The 20,431-nt window shown below is 62.7% G+C and carries 19 protein-coding genes and 1 tRNA gene; 13 read left to right on the plus strand and 7 right to left on the minus strand.

From position 1 onward, the window contains the following. Window positions 1–54 precede the first annotated feature (54 nt). Entirely contained in the window at window positions 55–1,692 is a 1,638-nt protein-coding gene (locus tag HNQ60_RS22110) for an ankyrin repeat domain-containing protein (RefSeq protein ID WP_184334934.1), read from the minus strand. A 241-nt stretch (window positions 1,693–1,933) separates the two neighbouring features. Here HNQ60_RS22110 and HNQ60_RS22115 point away from each other — a divergent pair, with 241 nt between their 5' ends. From HNQ60_RS22115 to HNQ60_RS22130, 4 genes are read left to right on the plus strand one after another with little or no spacing between them, the layout of a single operon-like run. Further along, entirely contained in the window at window positions 1,934–3,376 is a 1,443-nt protein-coding gene (locus HNQ60_RS22115; protein ID WP_184334935.1) for an amidohydrolase, read from the plus strand. Beyond that, a complete protein-coding gene (locus HNQ60_RS22120) occupies window positions 3,373–4,647 on the plus strand; it encodes an amidohydrolase family protein (protein ID WP_221304387.1) in 1,275 nt (424 codons plus the stop codon). Before HNQ60_RS22115 ends, HNQ60_RS22120 begins: the two co-directional genes overlap by 4 nt. A gap of 7 nt (window positions 4,648–4,654) precedes the next feature. After that, complete coding sequence (locus HNQ60_RS22125) at window positions 4,655–5,308, plus strand: ECF-type sigma factor (RefSeq protein WP_184334936.1); 654 nt, start codon at window positions 4,655–4,657, stop codon at window positions 5,306–5,308. Next, window positions 5,305–8,250, plus strand: a complete 2,946-nt coding sequence (locus tag HNQ60_RS22130) for a serine/threonine-protein kinase (RefSeq protein ID WP_184334937.1) — start codon at window positions 5,305–5,307, stop codon at window positions 8,248–8,250. Before HNQ60_RS22125 ends, HNQ60_RS22130 begins: the two co-directional genes overlap by 4 nt. Here HNQ60_RS22130 and HNQ60_RS22135 read toward each other — a convergent pair. After that, window positions 8,213–8,689 (minus strand): ester cyclase, encoded by a 477-nt coding sequence (locus tag HNQ60_RS22135; RefSeq protein WP_184334938.1) that lies wholly within the window; start codon window positions 8,687–8,689, stop codon window positions 8,213–8,215. The genes HNQ60_RS22130 and HNQ60_RS22135 overlap by 38 nt on opposite strands. 26 nt (window positions 8,690–8,715) lie before the next feature. Here HNQ60_RS22135 and HNQ60_RS22140 point away from each other — a divergent pair, with 26 nt between their 5' ends. After that, window positions 8,716–9,300: a Crp/Fnr family transcriptional regulator gene (locus tag HNQ60_RS22140; RefSeq protein WP_184334939.1), complete on the plus strand. Its 585-nt coding sequence runs from the start codon at window positions 8,716–8,718 to the stop codon at window positions 9,298–9,300. A gap of 14 nt (window positions 9,301–9,314) precedes the next feature. Beyond that, window positions 9,315–10,634: an amidohydrolase family protein gene (locus HNQ60_RS22145; RefSeq protein ID WP_184334940.1), complete on the plus strand. Its 1,320-nt coding sequence runs from the start codon at window positions 9,315–9,317 to the stop codon at window positions 10,632–10,634. Between the two features lie 172 nt (window positions 10,635–10,806). On the opposite strand, the gene HNQ60_RS22150 is transcribed toward HNQ60_RS22145, so the two are convergent. The 3 genes from HNQ60_RS22150 to HNQ60_RS22160 form a co-directional block, all read right to left on the minus strand. After that, on the minus strand, window positions 10,807–11,232 hold the full coding sequence (locus HNQ60_RS22150; RefSeq protein WP_184334941.1) for an organic hydroperoxide resistance protein: 426 nt from the start codon (window positions 11,230–11,232) through the stop codon (window positions 10,807–10,809). Window positions 11,233–11,269: 37 nt separating this feature from the next. Continuing rightward, entirely contained in the window at window positions 11,270–12,712 is a 1,443-nt protein-coding gene (locus HNQ60_RS22155; protein ID WP_184334942.1) for an amidohydrolase family protein, read from the minus strand. An 82-nt stretch (window positions 12,713–12,794) separates the two neighbouring features. Beyond that, window positions 12,795–13,100, minus strand: coding sequence for a hypothetical protein (locus tag HNQ60_RS22160; protein ID WP_184334943.1), 306 nt, complete (start codon window positions 13,098–13,100; stop codon window positions 12,795–12,797). 342 nt (window positions 13,101–13,442) lie between these two features. On the opposite strand from HNQ60_RS22160, the gene HNQ60_RS22165 reads away from it, so the two are divergent. Continuing rightward, the gene (locus tag HNQ60_RS22165; protein WP_184334944.1) at window positions 13,443–13,805 is read left to right on the plus strand and encodes a hypothetical protein; all 363 of its coding nucleotides are present in this window, start codon (window positions 13,443–13,445) and stop codon (window positions 13,803–13,805) included. Here the strand turns inward: HNQ60_RS22165 and HNQ60_RS22170 are convergent. Next, window positions 13,765–14,319 carry a hypothetical protein gene (locus HNQ60_RS22170; RefSeq protein WP_184334945.1) on the minus strand — a complete coding sequence of 185 codons (555 nt, stop codon included), beginning with the start codon at window positions 14,317–14,319 and terminating at the stop codon, window positions 13,765–13,767. The genes HNQ60_RS22165 and HNQ60_RS22170 overlap by 41 nt on opposite strands. A 270-nt stretch (window positions 14,320–14,589) precedes the next feature. Between HNQ60_RS22170 and HNQ60_RS22175 the strand changes: the two genes are divergently transcribed. Both HNQ60_RS22175 and HNQ60_RS22180 read left to right on the plus strand, forming a co-directional pair. After that, on the plus strand, window positions 14,590–15,522 hold the full coding sequence (locus HNQ60_RS22175; RefSeq protein ID WP_184334946.1) for a YwqG family protein: 933 nt from the start codon (window positions 14,590–14,592) through the stop codon (window positions 15,520–15,522). A 233-nt stretch (window positions 15,523–15,755) separates the two neighbouring features. Then, window positions 15,756–16,511, plus strand: a complete 756-nt coding sequence (locus HNQ60_RS22180; RefSeq protein WP_184334947.1) for a DUF899 family protein — start codon at window positions 15,756–15,758, stop codon at window positions 16,509–16,511. A 54-nt stretch (window positions 16,512–16,565) separates the two neighbouring features. On the opposite strand, the gene HNQ60_RS22185 is transcribed toward HNQ60_RS22180, so the two are convergent. Next, a tRNA-Ile gene (locus tag HNQ60_RS22185) sits at window positions 16,566–16,641 on the minus strand. Window positions 16,642–17,261: 620 nt separating this feature from the next. On the opposite strand from HNQ60_RS22185, the gene HNQ60_RS22190 reads away from it, so the two are divergent. The 4 genes from HNQ60_RS22190 to HNQ60_RS22205 all read left to right on the plus strand — a co-directional run bounded on the left by HNQ60_RS22190 (window position 17,262) and on the right by HNQ60_RS22205 (window position 20,392). After that, window positions 17,262–17,468: a DUF3562 domain-containing protein gene (locus HNQ60_RS22190; RefSeq protein WP_184334948.1), complete on the plus strand. Its 207-nt coding sequence runs from the start codon at window positions 17,262–17,264 to the stop codon at window positions 17,466–17,468. A 373-nt stretch (window positions 17,469–17,841) separates the two neighbouring features. Further along, complete coding sequence (locus HNQ60_RS22195) at window positions 17,842–19,236, plus strand: MGDG synthase family glycosyltransferase (RefSeq protein WP_184334949.1); 1,395 nt, start codon at window positions 17,842–17,844, stop codon at window positions 19,234–19,236. After that, entirely contained in the window at window positions 19,233–19,802 is a 570-nt protein-coding gene (locus tag HNQ60_RS22200) for a YkoP family protein (protein WP_184334950.1), read from the plus strand. The genes HNQ60_RS22195 and HNQ60_RS22200 overlap by 4 nt, the downstream gene beginning before the upstream one ends. Further along, complete coding sequence (locus HNQ60_RS22205) at window positions 19,799–20,392, plus strand: polysaccharide deacetylase family protein (RefSeq protein WP_184334951.1); 594 nt, start codon at window positions 19,799–19,801, stop codon at window positions 20,390–20,392. The genes HNQ60_RS22200 and HNQ60_RS22205 overlap by 4 nt, the downstream gene beginning before the upstream one ends. Window positions 20,393–20,431: the final 39 nt, after the last annotated feature.

Raw genomic sequence — 20,431 nt, forward strand, 5'->3', positions numbered from 1 at the left:
CCGAGAGACTAGCGTGACTTCATCGCAATGCGAAGCGCCCTCGCCAGTATCTCTCTACTCTTCGAGCAGCGCGTCGGCGACGTCGTCCGGGAAATACATGCCCCGTCCGTCGACCAAGAGGCTGACGTAGGGATGGTTTGCATTGGGACCGCTGAATCGTGTCGCGCGAGGGAGTCCGTGGGCGCGCAGCACTTCAGCACAGCCCACCCAATCGCCAGGTCCGCTGGGCTCGTTGACTGATGCCCATCCGAGTGTTCCGATCACATCGCTGTTGTAGGCGTGAGGTTCGTGCCAGTCCGCTCCGTGATCCAGCAGGAAATTCGCCAGCGGTGCGTTGCCACGGAACACGGCCCAGTTGAGTGCCGATCCGTCGATGTCGCCGCCCCGTGCCGCGATCGGCCAGCCCAGCGAAACCATCAGACGGACTGCATCGTCGGCGCCATTCATCGCGAGGATCGGCAGCTGCTTCTGATGCAGTTCGGACATGGATGCGATCAGATCAGGATCAGCGGCCAGCAGCGCTCGTGCCTGCTTCTCGTCTACTCGTGCACACGCCGCGGCAAACTGTTCTGCCAGCGATAGCTCTTCGCCCGCACCCGCGTCGGCGAGCAACTTCGCCACGTCGACGAGCCCTTGAGCCAGTGCAGCCTTGTAGAAGCTGTGCCCCGCACTCTTGCCACCGTGAGGATTCGCGCCCGCATCGAGTAGCGCCCGTACGTGACGCGCCGAGCGCTTGCGGTAGATCGCCCAACCGAGGATCCGGTCGAGATCCTCTTCTCCGTGAGGTGTGTGTTCGAGCAGCAGCGCCAGTCCGTCGTAGTGATCGAAGTCGAGAATCTTCGCGAGCGCGTTCGTACCGGGAACGCGTGTGCCTGCCTGTAGCAACAGCTTCGTGCACGGCAGGGTCCGATCCGGATCGTCGAGGGAGTGATACAGCGATTCGTTGTCGTTCGGATCCGCGCCGGCTTCGAGCAGCAGTTGTGTCATGACGGGATCGTGCACTTTGCCGGCAGCGCCGTAGATTGCAGTGAGCGGTTCGTCGCCGGGTTGCTCGACCGAAGCTGGAGGAAACCGATTGCCGAATGTGGTCTTCGGATCCGCCCCGGTATCGAGCAGCAGCCGCAAGCTTCGGCGCAGCGGCTCGCGATGGAGATCGAAGCGAGCCAGGGTCGAATGGCTCACGGCGATGATCGGCGGGATGTTGAGCGGACCGCTGCTTCGGGTCGCCCACGATGAATCGCGTGCGATGGCATCGCGAATCGCTGCTTCATCGCCGACCGCGCAGGCGAGGAGCGGATCGCCCTGTGCGAGATCCGGATGAGCAGCAATCAAACGCGCCGCCAGGTCGGGTCGGGGCAAGAGCCCGTCCCCGGCGATGTCACCGCCATAGACGAATCGCAGCCACTGCAGTCTCATCGATTCCAGGCCGCATGCCTGTGTCTGCAGCCACTCCACGTGAGTCTTCAAGTCGCTCCAGCTGGCGAAGCCGTACTCGCGCGCGATGCACGATTGCATGTCATGCAGTCGCAAATTCGCGGAAGCAATCGCACCGTCGCTCTTGTCGTGGGCGATCGGCAAGCTGGTTCGCAGGCGCTGAAAGGCGGATGGTTCGCGATCGCGCCAGGATCGCAGAAGCTGCTTGGCCTGTTTGCGCAGGTGCTCGAGATCGGGCCGGTCGGGCAGGGTAGTCACGGGAAACCTCCATGCATTGAATACCGGACGGTCCGCAACACCGGCTGCACAAAGGTTGGGTGATGCAATCGAGACGACAAGTGGGTTGAACCCTGCCCGCGGACCCGGAAGCGGCTTGTCCCGCGCACCGATTCTAGCGCGCCGGATGACGTCGATGGCAAGGCGAGGACGGTTGACGGTTGCGCCGGCTCGCGGCTTCGCGCACATTCCGCGCATCGCTTACCGCTCAGGGCAGGACACCATGGTTCAAACAATGACGAGAGCGCTGCTGGCCATCGCCTGCGGCGTCGCCGCTGGTTGCGCGGCGCAGCCGGCCGCAACGCCTGCGCAGCCCGCTGCAGCAGCGGGACCGGTACGTTCGGCGTTTCCCTCAACGTACGCCCCTGCGGCGTCTGTACCGACATTGATCCGTCACGCAACGGTGCTCACCGGGACGGGCGAGCGACTCGATGATGCCGACCTGCTCATCGTTGCGGGGAAGATTCAGGCGGTTGGACGCAACCTCGAGTTGCCCGCCGGCGGCACGCAGATCGATGCGACCGGTCGCTGGGTGACGCCGGGTCTCATCGATGTGCACTCACACCTCGGGGTGTATGCAAGCCCTGGTGTCGAAGCGCATTCGGACGGCAATGAAATGGTCGCGCCGGCGACGCCGCACGTCTGGGCCGAACACGCGGTGTGGCCGCAGGATCCGGGATTCGAGGCTGCTCTCGAAGGCGGTGTCACGACCCTGCAGGTACTGCCGGGTTCGGGAAACCTGATCGGCGGTCGCGGTGTGACGCTGAAGAACGTCGCTGCAACGGGCGTGCAGGGCATGAAGTTTCCCGATGCGCCGCACGGCCTGAAGATGGCATGCGGCGAGAATCCGAAGCGTGTCTATGGCAGCAAGTCGCAGGCGCCCATGACGCGCATGGGCAACGTCGCGGGCTACCGGCAGGCGTTCGCGGACGCACAGGAATATCAGCGCTCATGGCAGAAGTACGAGCGCGAGCTCGCCGACTATGAGAAGAAGAAAGAGAAGGACAAGGACGCGGAGCCGCCCACTGAACCGAAGCGGGATCTCGGCAACGAGACGCTGGTCGCGGCTATGGAAGGCAAGATCCTCGTTCACATTCACTGCTATCGCGCGGATGAGATGCAGCTGATGCTCGATCTCGCCGACGAGTTCGGTTTCCGCATCGCCGCGTTCCATCACGGCGTCGAGGCATACAAGCTTGCCGACAAGCTCGCCGAGAAGAAGGTGTGCGGTGCGCTGTGGGCGGACTGGTGGGGCTTCAAGATGGAATCCTTCGACGGCATCCAGGAGAACCTCGCGTTCGTCGATCATCCGAAGGACGGCTGCGCCATCGTTCACTCCGACTCTTCGGAAGGCATCCAGCGGTTGAACCAGGAAGCCGCCAAGGCCATGACGCGCGGTGCCCGCGTCGGACTGCCCATTCCGCCCGAGCGGGCGATTCGCTGGGTCACGGCGAATCCGGCGAAAGCGCTCGGCGTTGCCGACCGCACCGGCACGCTCGAGACGGGCAAGATGGCGGACGTCGTGATCTGGAATCGCGATCCCTTCAGCGTCTACGCGCTCGCCGACCAGGTGTTCATCGACGGCGTGTTGTCCTTCGACCGGGCGAATCCGCAACCGAGACCGCGATCCGACTTCATGCTCGGCCAGCAGGAGGTCGCACGATGAGAACTTCAATGATCAGAGCTGCGTTCGCGCTTTCCCTGTTCACCGCAATCACGACGGCCTCCGCGCAGGAGCTGCTGATCCGCGGTGCCCACGTTCACACGGCGACTTCAGCGGGCGAGATTGTGAACGGCGATGTGCTCGTGCGCGCCGGGAAGATCGCGGCCGTAGGCAAGGATCTCGCAACGTCCGCGGGTGCGACGGTCATCGATGCGAAGGGTCGGCCTCTCACGCCCGGGCTGTTCGCGGGCCTGACGGCGATCGGTGTCGAGGAAGTGTCGCTCGAAGCGTCGACGGTCGATGAGTACCTGAGCACCGGTGCTCCCGCATGGGAGATGCAGTGGCGCCCCGAGTTCGACGTCACGCTCGCCTTCAATCCGCGCTCGGTGCTGCTGCCGGTTGCGCGAGTGGAGGGGCTCACATGGACCGTCGTTGCGCCGGGCAGCCAGGACGGCGGTGCAATTCTCTCAGGGCAGGGCGCTGCGGTGACGCTCGACGGTCGCTATGACGCCGTGCTCGATGGCAGCCGCGCCCTGTTCATGCAGTTCGGCAGCGATGCGGTGTCGATCTCGGCGGGCAGCCGGGCCGCGCAGTACATGCTGTTCGATCAGGCTGTGCGTGAGGTCCGTTCGCCTCAGGCAGGAGGAACGCATCCGTTGCTGCTTCCGGCGGGACGCGAAGTGTTCGGGCGCTATCTGAATGGCGGCCGCTTCGTCTTCAACGTGCATCGTGCAGCGGACATCCGCCAGGTGATTGCGCTTGCGAAGCGCTACAACATCAAGCCGATCATCTCGGGCGCGACAGAGGCGTGGGTCGTTGCCGATGAGCTCGCTGAAGCGAAAGTTCCTGTACTGCTCGATTCCCTGGAGAATCTGCCGGCGACGTTCGATCGTATCGGAGCGCGCTTCGACAACGCCGTACTGCTCTCGAAGGCAGGCGTGGCAGTTGCCTTCTCGCAGTCGTCCGATCCGACGCAGAATGCGCAGAAGATCCGTCAGCTTGCCGGGAATGCTGTCGCGCACGGATTGCCGTGGCCGGTCGCGCTGGCTGGCCTGACATCGACACCCGCGGACATCTTCGGCGTGGGCAGTACGCGCGGGCGGATCGCGGTGGGGCAGGTTGCTGATCTCGTCCTCTGGAGCGGCGATCCACTCGAAGTCACTACTACGGCTGAACAGGTCTGGACCGGCGGCGTGCCTGCCGTCATGACCTCGCGCCAGACGGCACTTCGCGATCGCTATCTCGAACGAGTCAGGAGCGGCACGGCACGCTGAGTACCGCATGAGTGACGCGTCTTCCGATTCGCTGGAAATCACCCGCCTGCTTCATCGCTGGAGCGGCGGTGATGCCGCGGCGGCAGACGCGTTGTTCCCGCTCGTCTACGGCGAGCTCAGGCGGATGGCGAAGCAGCGTCTCGCCCGAGAGCGCAGCGATCACACGCTGCAGGGCACTGCCCTGGTCCACGAAGCGTTCCTGCGTCTCTCAGGGCAGAGCAGTGCTTCGTGGCGCAACCGCAATCAATTCCTCGCACTCGCGTCGCAGATGATGCGGCGAGTGCTCGTCGATCACGCCCGCCAGCGGGCGGCCGCCAAACGGGGTGCCGGCGAACAAGCGCTGAGCCTCGACGACACGCGCGCTGCCTTCGAAATCGATGCAGCGTTCGTCGCGGCGGCGCAGGAGGAGATCCACTCCGATCAGCCGCCCGGCATCGACGTGCTCGGGATCGATCGCGCACTCGAAGCGCTCGCCGTCATTGATGCGCAGCAGGCCCGCATCGTCGAGCTGCGGTACTTCGGTGGTCTCACGATCGAGGAAACGGCGGATGTCGTCGAAATCTCGCCCGCGACAGTGAAGCGTGAGTGGGCAATGGCTCGCGCCTGGTTGCGGCGTGAATTGAGCGCTGCGGGCGCCGATGATCCGGTGAAGCGCCCATGATGACTCCGGAGCGCTGGCAGCGAATCAAGACGCTGTTCAACGAGGCTCTCGCGCTGCCGCGTGCGGAGCGCGACGCCTATCTGGAAAAGGCGACCGGCGGTGAAGCGCAGCTGCGTCTCGACGTCGAATCGCTGATCGGCGCGCATGATGAATCCGGCGACCCGTTCGAGCAGCCGCTGCAGGACGCGGTGGCATCGGCCTTCGAAGCCGACGTCTTCAATGAACCGAGTGGCCTGCGTGCGGGCTCGCGCATCGGTGCTTACCGCCTGACTGAGCTCATCGGTCGCGGGGGCATGGGCGAGGTCTACAAGGCAGAGCGCGCCGACGATCAATATGAATCCGTCGTGGCCATCAAGCTCGTTCGCACCGACCATGACCCGGAGCAGGTCGCGTGGCGATTCCGGTCGGAGCGCCAGATTCTCGCGACACTCGAACACCGGAACATCGCGCGACTGATCGACGGTGGCACGACACGTGACGGCGTCCCTTATCTGGTGATCGAGCTCGTTCAGGGCGAGCCCATCGATCGCTACTGTGAGGACAACCTGCTCGGCGTGAACGAGCGCATCCAGTTGTTCCTGCAGGTATGTGCTGCCGTGAGCTTTGCGCACCAGCGGCTCGTCGTGCACCGCGATCTCAAGCCCAGCAATATCCTCGTGACCGCCGACGGTTCGGTGAAGCTGCTCGACTTCGGGATCGCAAAGCTGCTCGAGAAATCCTCGCTGCCGAACACGAACGACAAGACCGCTACTCAGTGGCGGGTCATGACTATCGAGTACGCGAGTCCGGAGCAGGTGCGCGGCGATACGGTTACCACGGTCAGCGACGTGTACTCACTCGGTGTCGTGCTCTATCGATTGCTGACTGGGCATAGTCCCTATCGGTCGGGTGCGGACACTGTCGAGCGGGTCGCAGAGATCATGAGCGACTCCGCGCCGACACGGCCGAGTGTCGCAGTGGGGGCCGATGCCGATCGAGCTACCGCCGCCAGGGACGCGCCGCGCTCGCTCGGTATCCGTCGTGTGCAGAGGAAATTGCGCGGCGACCTCGACAATATCCTGCTGATGGCGCTGCGCAAGGAACCGCATCGGCGCTACTCGAGCGTCGACCAGCTTGCGGACGATCTGCGCAACTATCTGGAAGGCCAGCCGGTGCTGGCTCGGGGTGATGCGTGGAGTTATCGCGCGGTGAAGTTCGTGTCGAGGCACAGGTTCGCGGTGGCGGCGGGCGTGCTCGCGATGCTGTCGCTGATCGCTGGTATCGTCACGACGACATGGCAGGCGCGCATTGCAGCCGAACAGTCGCGAATCGCGCAGGAAGAAGCGCGCAAGCAGCGGGCAGTGCAATCGTTCATGACGGCTCTGTTCGACAAGAACACGCGGCTACAGCCTGATGCCGCAAAAGCGCGGACCATGTCGGTGCAGGAGTTGCTCGTCACCGCCGGTGACCGCGTCCTTCGCGAGTTCTCGGATACGCCGGCCGTTCACGTCGAAGTGATGAATACGGTCGCGCGCCTTCTGCTCGACATCAACGAGTTCGATCGGGCATCGACCCTCTGGCAGGAGTCGGTGCGAATCGCGCGCGAACAGCAATTGACGAACAGCGATGGCTACGTGGAATCGCTGGTCGGTGTGGCAACAGCATCTCGCCTGCTGGGTCGCGGCGAGGAAGCGCTCGCGGCACGAAACCAGGCGATCGCCGAGCTGGACGCACGAGGCGACCGCGATTCGTTGTTGCGGGCTCGTGCTTTGACGACGACGGTGGCGCAGTTCGCGACCGATCCGGCGGAAGAGATCCGGATCATGCGCGACGGTGTCGCGCTGTTCGAAGCACGTTATCCGTCGGAGCCGGCTTATTTTTCAGCTGTCTATTCGCTGGGGCACCTGCTGCGAACCCAGGGTGACATGCAGGCGGCGCTGACGCGCTTCCGTGAGGCGACGCAGGTCTTCGAACGCGCGAACTCTCGTGACTTCACCAATCTGGGCGCAAGCTACGCCTGGGCGGCGTTCTGCGAAATGCAGCTCGGCCAGATCGACGAAGCACTGCGCGACTATGAAAAGGGAATCGCTTTGCTGCGACAGCATGCCGGCGACACATCGATCTACACGCGCATTCATCTCGGGCTCTATGCGGACGCATTGCAACAGTCGGGGCAGCTGGCGAAGGCGAAGGTCTACTTCGATGAGGTGTTGACACCCGACGCCATCGCGAAGCCTTCATCCGTGGAATTCGATACGGCGGTCTATCGGGCGAACGGCTTGCTTCAGGAAGGCCGTCCCCGGGAAGCGTTGGCCGCACTCGATCTGTTCAAGGATTCCTGGCTCGAGTTCGGCAAGCGTTTCGTTCTCAATGGGGTTCAGTGGCTGACCGCGCGTGCGCGTGCGCATGCGGAGCTGGGACAGTTCGATGCTGCACGCCAGGATCTCGCCCTCGTGAGCGAGCTGCCGGCGTTCTACGGTGTGCAGGCAGCGGACCTCAGTGATTTCCTTTCGGGCGCTATCGACGTCGCGTTGAAGGTCGGTGACGTATCGATGGCGAAGGAGCTCCTGTCACGACGCGAATCCAGCACGGCGCCGGCTGGTTTCGACGTGTCGTTCGTGGAGCTGGCAACGTCAGCAGCGTGGCTGCATCTGCGACTCAACGATTCGCATGCGGCACTGATGGAAGCCGACGCTGCTCTGGCGCATCTCGATCAGCATGTCGGAAATGGCTATCCATTCGCGCGAGCCAATGTCTTGCACGTTCGGGGAGCCACGCTTCTTTCGCTGGGAGACGATTCGGCCGCGCGAGCGGACTTGCAGAAGGCTGCCGATCTCATGAAGCCGCTGCATGCCACGCAGAGCTCGGCGTTGAGCGATGTCACCCGCAGATTGCAGCAAGTGCAAAGACAAGTATCCGCCCAGGTCACATCGGCAGCTGGCCCAGCTGGCGCAGCAGATTGAGATCGTCCGTCAGTCGCCAGTGCTGCCAGATCCGCCCGTCGCGAATCCATTCGATCTGCATCTGCCGCACGTCGATCTTCCGGCCCGTGGCCTCGATGCCGAAGAGAGGGCCTTTATGCGTGCCGGTCACGCTGACATAGGCGACTGCTTTGTCTTCCGTCACGACGAGATCGAGCAGTTGATAGTGCAGATCCGGAATGCCGATGCGCATGCCTGCAACGATGGGCTTGAGATCGGCCGGGCCGGGTCGCGGGTTCGGTATGCCGGGACTGTGATTGAGGTAGTCTGGCGCCAGCAACTCATCGAGCACGTCGAGCCTGCCTTCGTTCCAGACCTCCTCGAAATAGCGTCGAATCAGGCGGCGATTGGCTTCGAGCGACATGGCGTTCTCCTGGTGACGATCGCTGCGTAGGGTGCGGATCGCGAATGTCTTCGTCATTAACCCCGGTTAATCAGGAGAAGAGAGTGAGCAGTGTCCTGGATGCGCTGGCCGCGCTCGAGAAACGAGCGGGCGTCAGTCTGCCGGACATCGAAGTGATCGAGCGGGCGATCGAGCCCGTCGAGTTGCGGCCCGGTGAATTTGCTTTCCGCCAGGGCGAGCCGCACCCGTACGTGCACATCGTTCACACTGGTTTGCTGAAGCAGTACTTCACCGACCAAGACGGCAGCGAATGGATCAAGAGCTTCTCAGCCGAGCAGGTGCCGTTCGCTTGCCTCGAAGCGCTCTCAGGACTGCCGGCGCTGTTCACGAGCGAAGCCATCGAGGCATCGGTGACCGAGCGCGTGCCGTTCAGGCAGATTCTCGCGTTGGCTGATCGCCATGCACAGTGGCAGAAGGCACTGGGAACCGCTTACGCCCTGCTGGCCCGAATCAAAGTCCGGCGCGAGCGGGACCTGTTGATGCTGACAGCCGAACAACTCCATGCGCGGTTTGTCGTGGAGTCGCCGGCGCTGGCTGAACGGATCCCACAGAAGGATCTCGCCGGTTTCATCGGCGTCACGCCTGTCGGCCTGAACCGGATCGTGAAGAGATATCGCGAGAAGCACTGAAAGGAGCGGAGCGAATGAATCGTGTGCTGGCGCTGATCTTTGCCTGCGGACTCGTCACGAGTCCAGCCTGGTCTCAGGCCGACGCACCCCCGGAACCGCCGCCCGTCACGGTCATTCATGCGGGTGTGGTGCTTGCCGATCCTGGCGACGCGCCTCTCTCCCAGAGAACGATCGTCGTCAGCGCGGGAAGGATCACCGCGGTCGAAGAGGGCTATCAGGCTCTTTCGAAGTACGGCAGCAACGCGACGCTGATCGATCTTCGCGATCGCTTCGTGCTGCCGGGGCTCATGGACATGCACAAGCACATCGCGATGCCGCTCGATGCCGATGCCCGGACGCTGTCTTCAGAGGCGCGACTGGCGCTGATGTCGTCGTCGGTCGCGCGGAAGATCCTGCACGCCGGCGTCACGACCGTTCGGGACGTCGGCGACAACACAGGCATCACGTTCGCCGTCCGCGACTCGATCAACGCCGGCGTCATCGAGGGGCCGCGGGTCTTCGCTGCTGGCCGGATCATTTCTCGGACAGGTGGTCATGGCACGGTGAGGCAGTCACCCGGCGAACTCGCGTTCGTGCCTGGCGGTTGCGACGGGCCCGAGTCCTGCCGGCGCGTGACCCGCGAGAACATCGAGGCGGGTTCCGACTGGATCAAAGTGACAGTCTCGGGGTCTGGCGGCGAAGCCACGGGACAGGCCACCGCCGAGCCGATCATGTTGCCCGAGGAAGTGAACGCAGTGACCGAAGCGGCACGTCGTGCTCAACGGCCCGTCGCGGCGCATGCGCACAGCACCGCTGCGATCAATCTCGCGCTGGAAAGCGACGCGCGGACGATCGAGCATGGCGCCTACTTCGATGATGCGTCGGCGCGGCTGTTCAGGAAGCACGGTGCGTATCTGGTGCCGACTGCCTACGTCGCAGAGTTCGTGAGCAAGCAACTCGAGAAGTTCTCCAGCATGCCCGGCCGCATGGACGCCGAAGGACTGAAGCGCTGGACTCAGGCCGCGATTGCGAATCCCGGCCGGGCGTGGCGGGCTGGCGTTGCAATGGGTATCGGCAGCGACTCAGGCAGCCTGAATGATTCGCACGCGACTGTTCGTGAGATGGAGTTGTTCGTCGCAGCTGGCATTCCCGCGGCTGAGGCGATCAAGGCCGCTACCGTCAACAATGCAGATATTCTCGGGATGAGCGCGCGCCTCGGCCGGCTGCGTGCGGGTTACGACGCTGATCTGATCGCGGTGCAAGGGAGTCCGATCGAGGACATTGGGCGACTGCGCGATGTGTCGTTCGTGATGAAGGCGGGGAAGGTGGTGAAGAGTGCGGTGGGAGGAAACTAGCTGCCGGTCCTCTTGCTGTGGGTCCGACTTTGGTCGGACGTCATGCGAAGCATCCCTCCGTCACTCCCGCGAATGCGGGAGTCCATGCCTCTCAGTCGGATGGATTCCCGCCTGCGCGGGAATGACGGAACGCATCGCCATGCGAAGATCGCCACCCACAAAGGGAAGCCGCTCACGCCACTGACAACTTCACCTCAATGTTGTTGCGCGTCGCATTCGAGTAAGGGCAGACGACGTGCGCGCGTTCCACCAGCGTCTGCGCCACCGAACGCTCGACGCCGGGCAGCGTAACGTGTAGTTCCACTTCAATGCCGAACCCGTTGGGAATCGGACCGATGCCGACGGTACCGCGAATGCTCGTGTCGGCGGGCAGCGGGAGCTTGTCGCGAGCCGCAACAAATTTCATGGCGCCGAGAAAGCACGCGCTGTAGCCGGCAGCGAACAGTTGCTCCGGATTCGTGCCGTCGCCGCCCGCGCCGCCGAGTTCTTTCGGCGTCGAGAGTTTCACTTCGAGTTTGCCGTCGCTGCTGGCAGCGCGGCCGTCGCGACCGCCGGTCGCAGTCGCCTGAGCGCGATAGAGGACTTTCTCGAGGGCCATGCAATTCTCCTCAGGGTTTTGCGGAAGAACAGGAGTTTCAGCTCGCCGCCTTCGCGTTCCAGGCCGCGACCTTGTTGCGAGCATCTTCGAGCATCCGATCCAGCGCGGCCCGGTCGTAAGCCTGCCCGCGCAGTATGACCGTGCGAATCGATCGTGTTGCACGAATATTGTCGAGCGGATTGGCGTCGAGAATCACCAGGTCTGCTGCCTTGCCGCGCTCCACCGAGCCGTAGCGATCGAGCAGACCGAACCAGGCCGGACCCGCGCGCGTAGCCGATTGCAGTGCTTGCGCTGGCGTGAGTCCTTTGTCGACGAATAGCGCGACTTCATCGTGCAGCCCGATGCCGGGATAGTTGAATGAGTTGAGGAATCCGGCATCGGTCCCGGCCATGATCGTGACGCCCGCCTGCTGCAGCATCGGGATCGTAGCCGCGATGCGTTCGTAGCGGGCATGTCGCTGCTCGATCTGTTCCGCGTTCGCTTGTGCTGCCCGCTCAACGCGCCACGCGTAAGTCTTCTGCAGTCGCGGGCCGATGTACGCCAGGTAGGCATCGTTGTGATGATCGTCGCGGTCGAGGTACGCGATGATGCGGGAGCCGTTCAGTGTCGGCGTGACGAAGACACCTTTCGATGCGAGATAACGATAGGCCTTCATCGCGGTCGCGCGATCGAAGCCTTTGTCCAGTCGTTCGTTCGCCTGCTCGCGCGTGATACGACCGGCGCCGAAATCCGCGGCGATCGCTGCCTCATCTTTCGCGCCGGCGTTGTATGCGTATCCGAGGTGTTCGATCGAGCTCAACCCGGCATCGACGGCCTGCTTCACTGTGACCGCCATCGGGATGTGGCCCGATGTCTTGAAGCCTGCCGCACGAGCGCGGGTCAGCGCGTAGAGAAAAAGATCCGGCTGCAGCGTGCTGTCCGTAATTTTCACGAAGTCGACGTCGAGGGTTCTGAGTCGCTCGATCGCGCTGTCGACATCGGATCGCGATCCCGTCTCGATCGTGCCTTTCCAGACCGGCTTGAGGCCTTCGATTTTCGGGCCGGAGCTGAGCAGCGTCGGGCCGAAGAGCTCACCCTTCGCTATGGCGCGACGCCAGTCCAGGACTTCGGTGGGCAGATCGCCGGACGCATCGCGAATGGTCGTGATGCCGTGGGCGACGTACAGCGGCAGCAGCGCCTGGTTCTCTTCGATCAGTTCCGGTCCGCCGCCGAAGTGAACGTGCATGTCCCAGAGTCCCGGAATCACGAAGCGGTTCTGAGCGTCGATCGTTTTGGCGGCCGCCCAATCCTTCGCAATGTCCGCATCCTTTCCCACTGCCGCGATGCGATCACCCGAGAGGGCCACTGCCTGATCCGCAATCAGCCGGGCACGCTCGACATCGACGACGGTGGCATGCCGGATCACGATATCCGCAGGGCTCTGCGCAAGAACGGAAGAAACCCAGACAGCCGTCAGTGCTGCGGCCAGAAGTCTGCTCATCGCGGATACCTGCTTTCGTGGACCATCGGAGTTCTGTAACGCCGATGCGCAGGATTTGCAATCGCTGCAGTCCGCGGCTGGACTATCGCTCGGTGCGGGAGCGGTCTTCCTGTTTGACTTCATGGAACGCGACGCCGTCGATCACGTTGCTTCGTTCGTATCGCACGGGCGCCTGGCGGCGTGCCTGCCGCAATTTCCACCACAGATAAGTGCCGAAGCCGAGGAAGACGATCAGAGCGATTGCGAATACGACGACGGACATGGCGATTGCTCCCACGAGCACCACGCCGGTCGCGACGGCGGTCACTGCCTTCAGCAGAAACCCTTGCGTGCGCGCAGCAAGGCCGCCTTGGTGTCCGAGCCTGGGGCGCTCCTGATCGAACTGCATCGAATTCCTCATCGCTTCAATGGAGACGGAAGCTGGGCGCCGGAAGCCGGGCGCCTGTAATCGAGACTCATGTGGGGGCGACAAGTTCCAGTGCAAGCACCCCGCGCGCGACGCAGGGTCGGGATTTTGCGGATCAGACGCGCGGAGCGATCAGGTCAGCAGAAGCCACTGCGATGCTATCAGGGAAACCGACACGGCGAGTGCCGTCGATCGGCCTTGCGCATGACGATGAGCGGCGGAATTGTCGCTGTGCAGCGCGGGACTCGACGATTCCGCGGCGGCGGGAGCAGAATCGGGAGGCCACGATGGCAAAGTCCAACCACAGCGGGGTGGGAGGTTCCTTTGAGGATCAGCTTCATCGATCCGCCGGCCGTGCGGCACCTGGGCGAACTCGCTTCGCTGAAGAAAGCGATCCTCAGTCACTTCGACGGCGACTCCGGGCTGCGCTTTCATTCGGACGAGGATCGATGGCAGGCCATCCTCAGGCACTACAATCCCACGCAGCGCCTGCTCATCGCGGGACAGATCCGCGAGCTCCTTTCGCGCGACGACAGCTTCGTCCTCGCCTTCTGGGACAAGCATTCCGACTACTTCGGCTTCGAGACGGCCGATGAAGTGCGCCAGTACCTGAGCGGAAAGCTGCGCCTGTTCGAGCAGGACTCGCTCAGCGGCTCACCAGTGCAGGAATCACAACCGCCGCTATGACCAGAACCAGGATCGCGAGCACGATCCACACGATGATGGATGTCTTGTACTTGATGTGCGGTGTCGCTGCGACGATATCGGGATAGTCGGATTCGAAGATGCGTTTGCCCTTCGCGGCGAGCATCAGATACAGGATGTACGCGTTGATGAGCGTACCCAGTGGAAAGCCCAGCAAACCGATGCACGCCAGCACGATCGTCGCGGTGCGAGCCCAGGGCTGGTACCGGCGTATTCCGCGGGCGACCGCTGTGAACAGCACTGCCATCACCAGATAGATGGCGATCAGGGCTGAGCCCAGGTTTCCAAGTCCAGCGCCGCTGAACGCGCCTACGAGGAAGAGGACTCCCGCTACACCGAGGAAGAATGCACCGAGGTAATAGAGCACGCCGATCGACCGGACCGACGCCTCGTGCTTGATGTGCTCCTGCCGGATCTGTTCCATCTCCGATGTTGCGCCGGAGACGTCATCGACGTGCGCTGTGGGTGGGGCGTAGGGATTGGGTTGGGCGTTCACGATGGCCTGCTGAGGCAGATCTGCCTGATTGTTGTTATTAGCAGGGGCGATAGTAGTCGGAACGGGTGTGGGCGTCATCTTCGCCAGTAGCGTCCCAGCCCGCGGGCTCATGTGCTTCGGGCGTCCGTCTCAAGCGCATCGAAGTCATGCTGGTCGCAAGCCCCCCGTCACCGGCACCGATGTTCCGAAGCTATTCCCACATTGACAAGAAGGCGTGCACACTCATTATTCGGAGCATCTTCCGTCTCCAGCGGTCGGCAACAACGTTCGATGAGGTCCATTGTGAAATGCTTGCTGCGCATCTTCGCCCTCGCACTTGCAGCGCTCACCTCTGGATGCGATGGCGCCGACCACGTGCCTGGAATGGAGGACCTTCCGAAAGAACTCGCACCCTACGCGCGCAGAATCGCGAGTTCGAGACTGCCGCATATCTCCGTCACGCCCGTCCGTGCCCAGACGAAGCCGTGGGAGAGCAAGCTCCTCGGTGTCCCGTACTTTCCCAAGGATAGACGCTGGCCCGTCGATCGCGACGGCAAGCCGCTGGTCATGCTCGCGCAGATCAATTTCGCGGAGATGCCGCCGCTCGAAGGTTATCCCACCGAAGGCATCTTGCAGTTGTACGTTTCGCCGGGATACGACGATTCACACGGTTGGGGAATGCGCTTCGACGGCACGCATGAGTCGGAGCTCGCCCGCCTCACCGATTACAGCTACTTTCGCGCTGTGTACTTTCCCACCGTATCGCACGATGCTGAGAACTTGATCAGTGAGACGCCACAGATAGAGTTCAGCGAAGAGTACGGTTTCCCGATCTCGGGCGAAGCGCGGCTGATCTTCAAAGCAGACACGAGCTACGTCAGGCACGATGACTACCGGTTCCGGCGCTATTTCGGCAAGGACGGGTATGACTTCTTCTACGATGACGATTCCGTTCGGAACGACCTCGTCGATGAATACGACCAGTTCATCGGTGGTCGCTACTACCAAGGACGCATAGGCGGCTACTCGCGCGTCGAGCAACATGATCCTCGCCTGGATTTCCCCAAGGAAGAATGGCTGCTCCTTTTCAGCCTCGACAGCTTCGTGACGAATGAGTACTCGGCGGAATGGGCAGACGGCGGCGTCGGCAATTTCTACATACGACCGAGGGATCTAGCCAAACGTGATTTCAGCGAGGTGATGTATTACTGGGACTGCGGGTGAATGGCTCCTGGCCGATTGTTGACTTGAAGTCAACTCGCCACGATGCCTGCCACGAGCTTGGAGCGCTGTGATCAAGGCTTCACAGGCCGTGCATGATCTGCCCACATCGCACCGCACGCATCACGACTATCTTGTTACTCCTTCGCGCGATGCCTGCGGATCTAAGATGAGAGCTGGTTTCACACGGGCGCTGAGACCAAGCGCATCCCTTGGTCGCCGACCTGGAGTTCACCATGAAACAGACGTCTACAACCGGAGCGCAGGAAAAGGCACCTGCTGTAGCTGATCGCACCACTTACCAATCGCAAATTGATTCCCTGCGAGCTCGCGAGAAACAGCACAAGAAGGCGGGCGATGCGATTGCTGCCGCCCGGCGGCGGTTACCGATGGTCGAAGTCGAGGGCAGCATCTCGCTGATCGCAGAGCGAGGTAAGGTGACTCTGCTGGACGCGTTCGAAGGTCGCCGAATGCTGATCGCCTACTACTTCATGTGGCACCACGGGCATTCTGCTGCAGACCAATGCGAGGGCTGCGCGCTTTACACGACACAGGTCCGTGAGGTGTCCTTCCTTCAGTCGCGCGATATTACTTATGCGACGTTCTGCCAGGGGCCTTCCGAAGCGAGTATGTGTTATCGCAAATTCATGGGCTGGGAGTTGCCGTGGTACTCGGTTCAAGGCAAATCGCTCGAGACGCTCCTGGCCGGTCGGCGCGCGAACACGATGTACCTCATCTGCTATCTGCGGCAAGGATCGAAGGTGTTCGAGACGTACTGGACGACCGGGCGCGGTGTTGAGGTGATGGGTAACAACTATTCGTTGATGGACTTGACGGTCTACGGGCGCCAGGAGTGGTGGGAGGATTCGCCCGATGGCTGGCCGCATCCGTGGAGTGACGACGACGAGAACAATCCGTACCGGATGGACGGGCGCCCGATCGTTCAATGGCCGCGCGCTCGCGCGGGGTACTCCGACGATCTCGGAACGTGAGCGGGAGGTGATGAAGCTCCTGGTGGGCACAGCCCGTCAAAGACGGCGCAGAATTGGTGGGCCCGCCAGGATTCGAACCTGGAACCAAGGGATTATGAGTCCCCTGCACTAACCGTTGTGCTACAGGCCCACGGGTCGCCCCCGGATCGTCGTGAGTCGACGGGACTTATGGTGTGTCCGAGGGACGCGGGGGAGATTTCGGCGCGGATTCTAGCAGCCGGCGGCGTCATACCGCAGAAACAATCGCCGATTCGGCGGTAAACATATTCCGCGAGCAATCGCAAGAGACTTTCGGAAGGGGTCACGGTGATTGCGCGGCGCATTTGGCTGCGGATTGCGTCGCGTCGGCGAACTCCGTGCCCGCCGACGGTGAATGGTGCGTCGACGCGACGCCGGATCTTGCGTGAAAACCCCTGTTGCATCGGGCGAGCAACGCGATTGGTGTGCGCGCGACAGCTCGGTGGTGATGCGGCGGTGACAACGCTCCGCGAAAAAATTTTTCGCACGCATGTGACTTCGATGTGACGGCGTAACTGCCGGAAATATTTCGGGCGAGTGCAGATATCCACAGAAGCGGTGGAAAACTTCTGGATAACACGCGCTTGACTTCGCATTTCTGCGGCGGATCATTGCATCCGCGTTGCATTGATCGTTCTGTGAACAGCAAGCGCGCGCAAGACTCGCAAGCTGATGCAGCCGTTCCTGTCAAGCATGTCGATGTCGAGATTTCGTCACTGGAGGATCCAAGCGATGGCGTCACTCATTCGACCCGTGCCCGGCAACACCAACGATCGTGCAGCGACCGAAGCAATCGCCCGTGAGATGGACACGGACGTGGAGCTCGTGAAAGAAATCTACGACGAAGAACTCACGACGCTCGCCAGTGACGCAAAGATCACGCAGTTCCTCGGCGTGCTGACGAGTCGGCGCGTGAAGTTGCGATTGCGCAAACACTAGCCGCCAGGTCACTCCCGCGCAGGCGGGAGTCCATGCCTTGATCCGGATGGATTCCCGCTTTCGCGGGAATGACGAACGCCCGATCTGCTGTCACTCCCGCGCAGGCGGGAGTCCATGTCTTGATCCGGATGGATTCCCGCTTTCGCGGGAATGACAGGACGGCCGCCCCCTGTGTTCTTTTCGTATTGCCTGCCCGTCACGCCTCTTTAACCTCCTCAGGGTCGCCGATCCCGTCTGAACCGGTGGTGTCCGCAAATCACCGGCTCTCGCCGTCGGCGACGATCGTTCCGTGCAACGACGCCGGAACAGGGATTCGCTCCGCGGCATTGCTGTCGCGTTGTTCTTGCCGGCAAGTCGTCGTCCGGAGGCGTCGATGTACTCAGACACGGGTATCAGGGCAGCGCGAAGAGTCAAAGGCGCTGCGCGCCCGACCGCGCGAACGTCCGAACGGATCCTCATCCTGACCTCCGGGCTCGGATTCGGTCACGTTCGGGCCGCGCAAGCGATCGAGGCGGCGCTTCTGCAGCAGCAAGTCAAGGTCCGGATGCTCGACCTGTGGTCGCTGATCAATCCCGGCGCCGCGAGCATCATTCACCAGACGTATCTGCGGCTCGTGCAGGAGTACCCCGAGCTGTACGAGCGCCTCTATCAGCTCGACGAGCACACGTGGCGACAGATTCTCGAGAGCGAGGAGGGGCCGCCCGCGTCGGTGCTGGAAGTGCTCGAGCTGATCTCGCAGATCGCATCGAGCTCCGTGGCGGAGAACAAGGGCGTGCAGTACGCCTCGGACCGATTGCTGCTGTCGATGCTCTACACATCGCTGCCGTACGATCGGGCAAGCCTTGCAGGCAACGGAGTGCGTGCTCGGTTGGCCCTGATCAAATGGTCATGGTTGCGAATGCGCAAGCGGCTCGGTTCCGTTGCGGCATCGTTCGCGCCTGATCTGGTGATCAGTACGCAGATGATTCCGGCCGCGATGATCTCGTCACTGCGGACTGGCCATCGGCTCAACGTGCCGCATGTCGGAGTGCTCACGGACTACGGGCTGCATGATTTCTGGCGCCAGCCGGGCATCGATCGCTATTGCATTGCGCACGACTCGCTCGTGGATGAGCGTGATCCTGACTGTTCGCGAGTGACGGCAACGGGTGTGCCGCTGATGCCGGGTTTCGTGCATCCGCTGCCGCAACTGGAGGCGCGCCGACAACTGAAACTGGCTGTGGATCGTCCGGTCGTTCTGATCCTTGGCGGCGGTCTGGGGCTGAGCGTCGATGCGATCGCGTCGCGCCTGCTGCAATCGTCCCTGGACACGACGCTGATCGTCATGCCGGGACGGAATGCACAAGCGCGTTCGGCACTGGCCGCGCAGGCATCGACGGCGCAGCAGTCCGATCGGTTGCACATTTGCGGGTGGACGGATCGAATGGATGTCTACATCCGCGCTGCCGATGTCGTCGTCGGGAAGCCGGGAGGCATCTCGGTGGCTGAAGTGCTCGCATGTGGTCGCCCGCTGTTTGCGACGCGCTCGCTCGGTGGGCAGGAAGGATTCAACGTGCGCTTTCTCGAGAGCAATGACGTCGGGGCGCTGGTCAGCGACAGCGATCTTGCTGGCCGGATCGAAGCGGCGATCGCACAGCCGGAGCGGCTTGCCGATATCCAGCGGCGTGCATGGGCGTTGGGCTCGCGGGATGGAGCTTCTCGAATCGCTGCGCTGGCGCTCGACTACATCGCGCGTGAACGTACGCACACATCGCTGCACCTGCAATGAAAGCAGCTCATCGCATTGCCCGAAAAGTACTGGGCTGGGTCGACGGCTGGTACTACCGTCGCAATCAGTTGCGCACGCTCGGGCCGGTGCTGTTTCTCGGGACGGATCGCTATCACGGGCCGGAGTTGCGGTTCGAGGATGGCACGCTGCTGCGTGATAACGACGCGATCGGCAAATTGCACTTCAACAATGCGAGCATCGCGGCGCTCGGCGAGGGCTCGATGCATCGCGTCGGCTTCCGGTTCGCAAAGCTGATGCGCGAATCGCTGCGCCAGCTCAACGAGGCGGCGGATGTGGATCCGGCGTTGCGCGAAGTCCAGGTATTTCAGGGCGTCACGTGGATTCCCGCGCACGGTGAAGTCGTGGGATTCGTGAGTACGCCGATGCCGCGTGACTGGCGCACCCGCCTTCTGACTGCGCATTTCCGGATGCTGTCATGGGTGTTTGCGCCTGCAGCCCGGATTCGCGATAGAGGTGACACCGAGCCTCGTCTGTACTGGCTCACGCGCGACGCACTGGCGAAGAACGCAAGCAAGCTCAAGCGCGAGCCGGGGGCGGTGACGTGAACGCAAGCAACGGTTCGATCTATCTGACCTTCGACGATGGACCCGACGAAGAGTGGACGCCACGCGTCCTGGATGCATTGGCGGACGCGCATGCGCGTGCAACGTTCTTCGTCGTTGGTGAATTCGTGCGTCGCACGCCGGCCTTGTTGCGAAGAATCGATGCTGAAGGGCATGACATCGGCAACCACACACACAGCCATCGTCATCCCTGGATCATGAGCGACCGCGCGGCGCGTGAAGCGGTCAGGGTGGGCGCGGAGATCATTGCCGAAACGATCGGCCGGCTGCCGCAGTTCTATCGCGCACCGCACGGGCGTAACCGGCGGTGCATGACCCAGGAAGCAGAGAAACTCGGCGCTTGCTGCATCGGGTGGGATCTCAGCGCGGTCGATTGGGGGCCGTTCGGAACGGCACCGAAGATTGCTGCCCGCCTGAATCGGGCGGAGACCGGGGACATCCTGCTGATGCACGATGGCCGCAATCGCCATAACCGCCCGGATGAGCTGATGCGCGTGCTGCCCGGATTCCTCGACGACCTGGCGGCCCGTAAGGTTTCCTGCCACGTACTGGCGGCTGAGTTCGTCACCTAGAGGCTCCGCACAAGTCGACGTGGGTCGATGTGGCGTTCC

Source organism: Povalibacter uvarum (genome assembly GCF_014202975.1).
Classification (GTDB): domain Bacteria; phylum Pseudomonadota; class Gammaproteobacteria; order Steroidobacterales; family Steroidobacteraceae; genus Steroidobacter; species Steroidobacter uvarum.

Excerpts from the sequence above, each read along its gene's own strand:
- HNQ60_RS22190 (WP_184334948.1), top strand. The coding sequence starts at position 17,262 with ATGGCGTCACTCATTCGACCCGTGCCCGGCAACACCAACGATCGTGCA.
- HNQ60_RS22195 (WP_184334949.1), top strand. The coding sequence starts at position 17,842 with ATGTACTCAGACACGGGTATCAGGGCAGCGCGAAGAGTCAAAGGCGCT.
- HNQ60_RS22125 (WP_184334936.1), top strand. The coding sequence starts at position 4,655 with ATGAGTGACGCGTCTTCCGATTCGCTGGAAATCACCCGCCTGCTTCAT.
- HNQ60_RS22115 (WP_184334935.1), top strand. The coding sequence starts at position 1,934 with ATGGTTCAAACAATGACGAGAGCGCTGCTGGCCATCGCCTGCGGCGTC.
- HNQ60_RS22180 (WP_184334947.1), top strand. The coding sequence starts at position 15,756 with ATGAAACAGACGTCTACAACCGGAGCGCAGGAAAAGGCACCTGCTGTA.
- HNQ60_RS22155 (WP_184334942.1), bottom strand. The coding sequence starts at position 12,712 with ATGAGCAGACTTCTGGCCGCAGCACTGACGGCTGTCTGGGTTTCTTCC.
- HNQ60_RS22175 (WP_184334946.1), top strand. The coding sequence starts at position 14,590 with ATGAGGTCCATTGTGAAATGCTTGCTGCGCATCTTCGCCCTCGCACTT.
- HNQ60_RS22200 (WP_184334950.1), top strand. The coding sequence starts at position 19,233 with ATGAAAGCAGCTCATCGCATTGCCCGAAAAGTACTGGGCTGGGTCGAC.
- HNQ60_RS22145 (WP_184334940.1), top strand. The coding sequence starts at position 9,315 with ATGAATCGTGTGCTGGCGCTGATCTTTGCCTGCGGACTCGTCACGAGT.
- HNQ60_RS22120 (WP_221304387.1), top strand. The coding sequence starts at position 3,373 with ATGAGAACTTCAATGATCAGAGCTGCGTTCGCGCTTTCCCTGTTCACC.
- HNQ60_RS22135 (WP_184334938.1), bottom strand. The coding sequence starts at position 8,689 with ATGACGAAGACATTCGCGATCCGCACCCTACGCAGCGATCGTCACCAG.
- HNQ60_RS22130 (WP_184334937.1), top strand. The coding sequence starts at position 5,305 with ATGATGACTCCGGAGCGCTGGCAGCGAATCAAGACGCTGTTCAACGAG.
- HNQ60_RS22160 (WP_184334943.1), bottom strand. The coding sequence starts at position 13,100 with ATGCAGTTCGATCAGGAGCGCCCCAGGCTCGGACACCAAGGCGGCCTT.
- HNQ60_RS22150 (WP_184334941.1), bottom strand. The coding sequence starts at position 11,232 with ATGGCCCTCGAGAAAGTCCTCTATCGCGCTCAGGCGACTGCGACCGGC.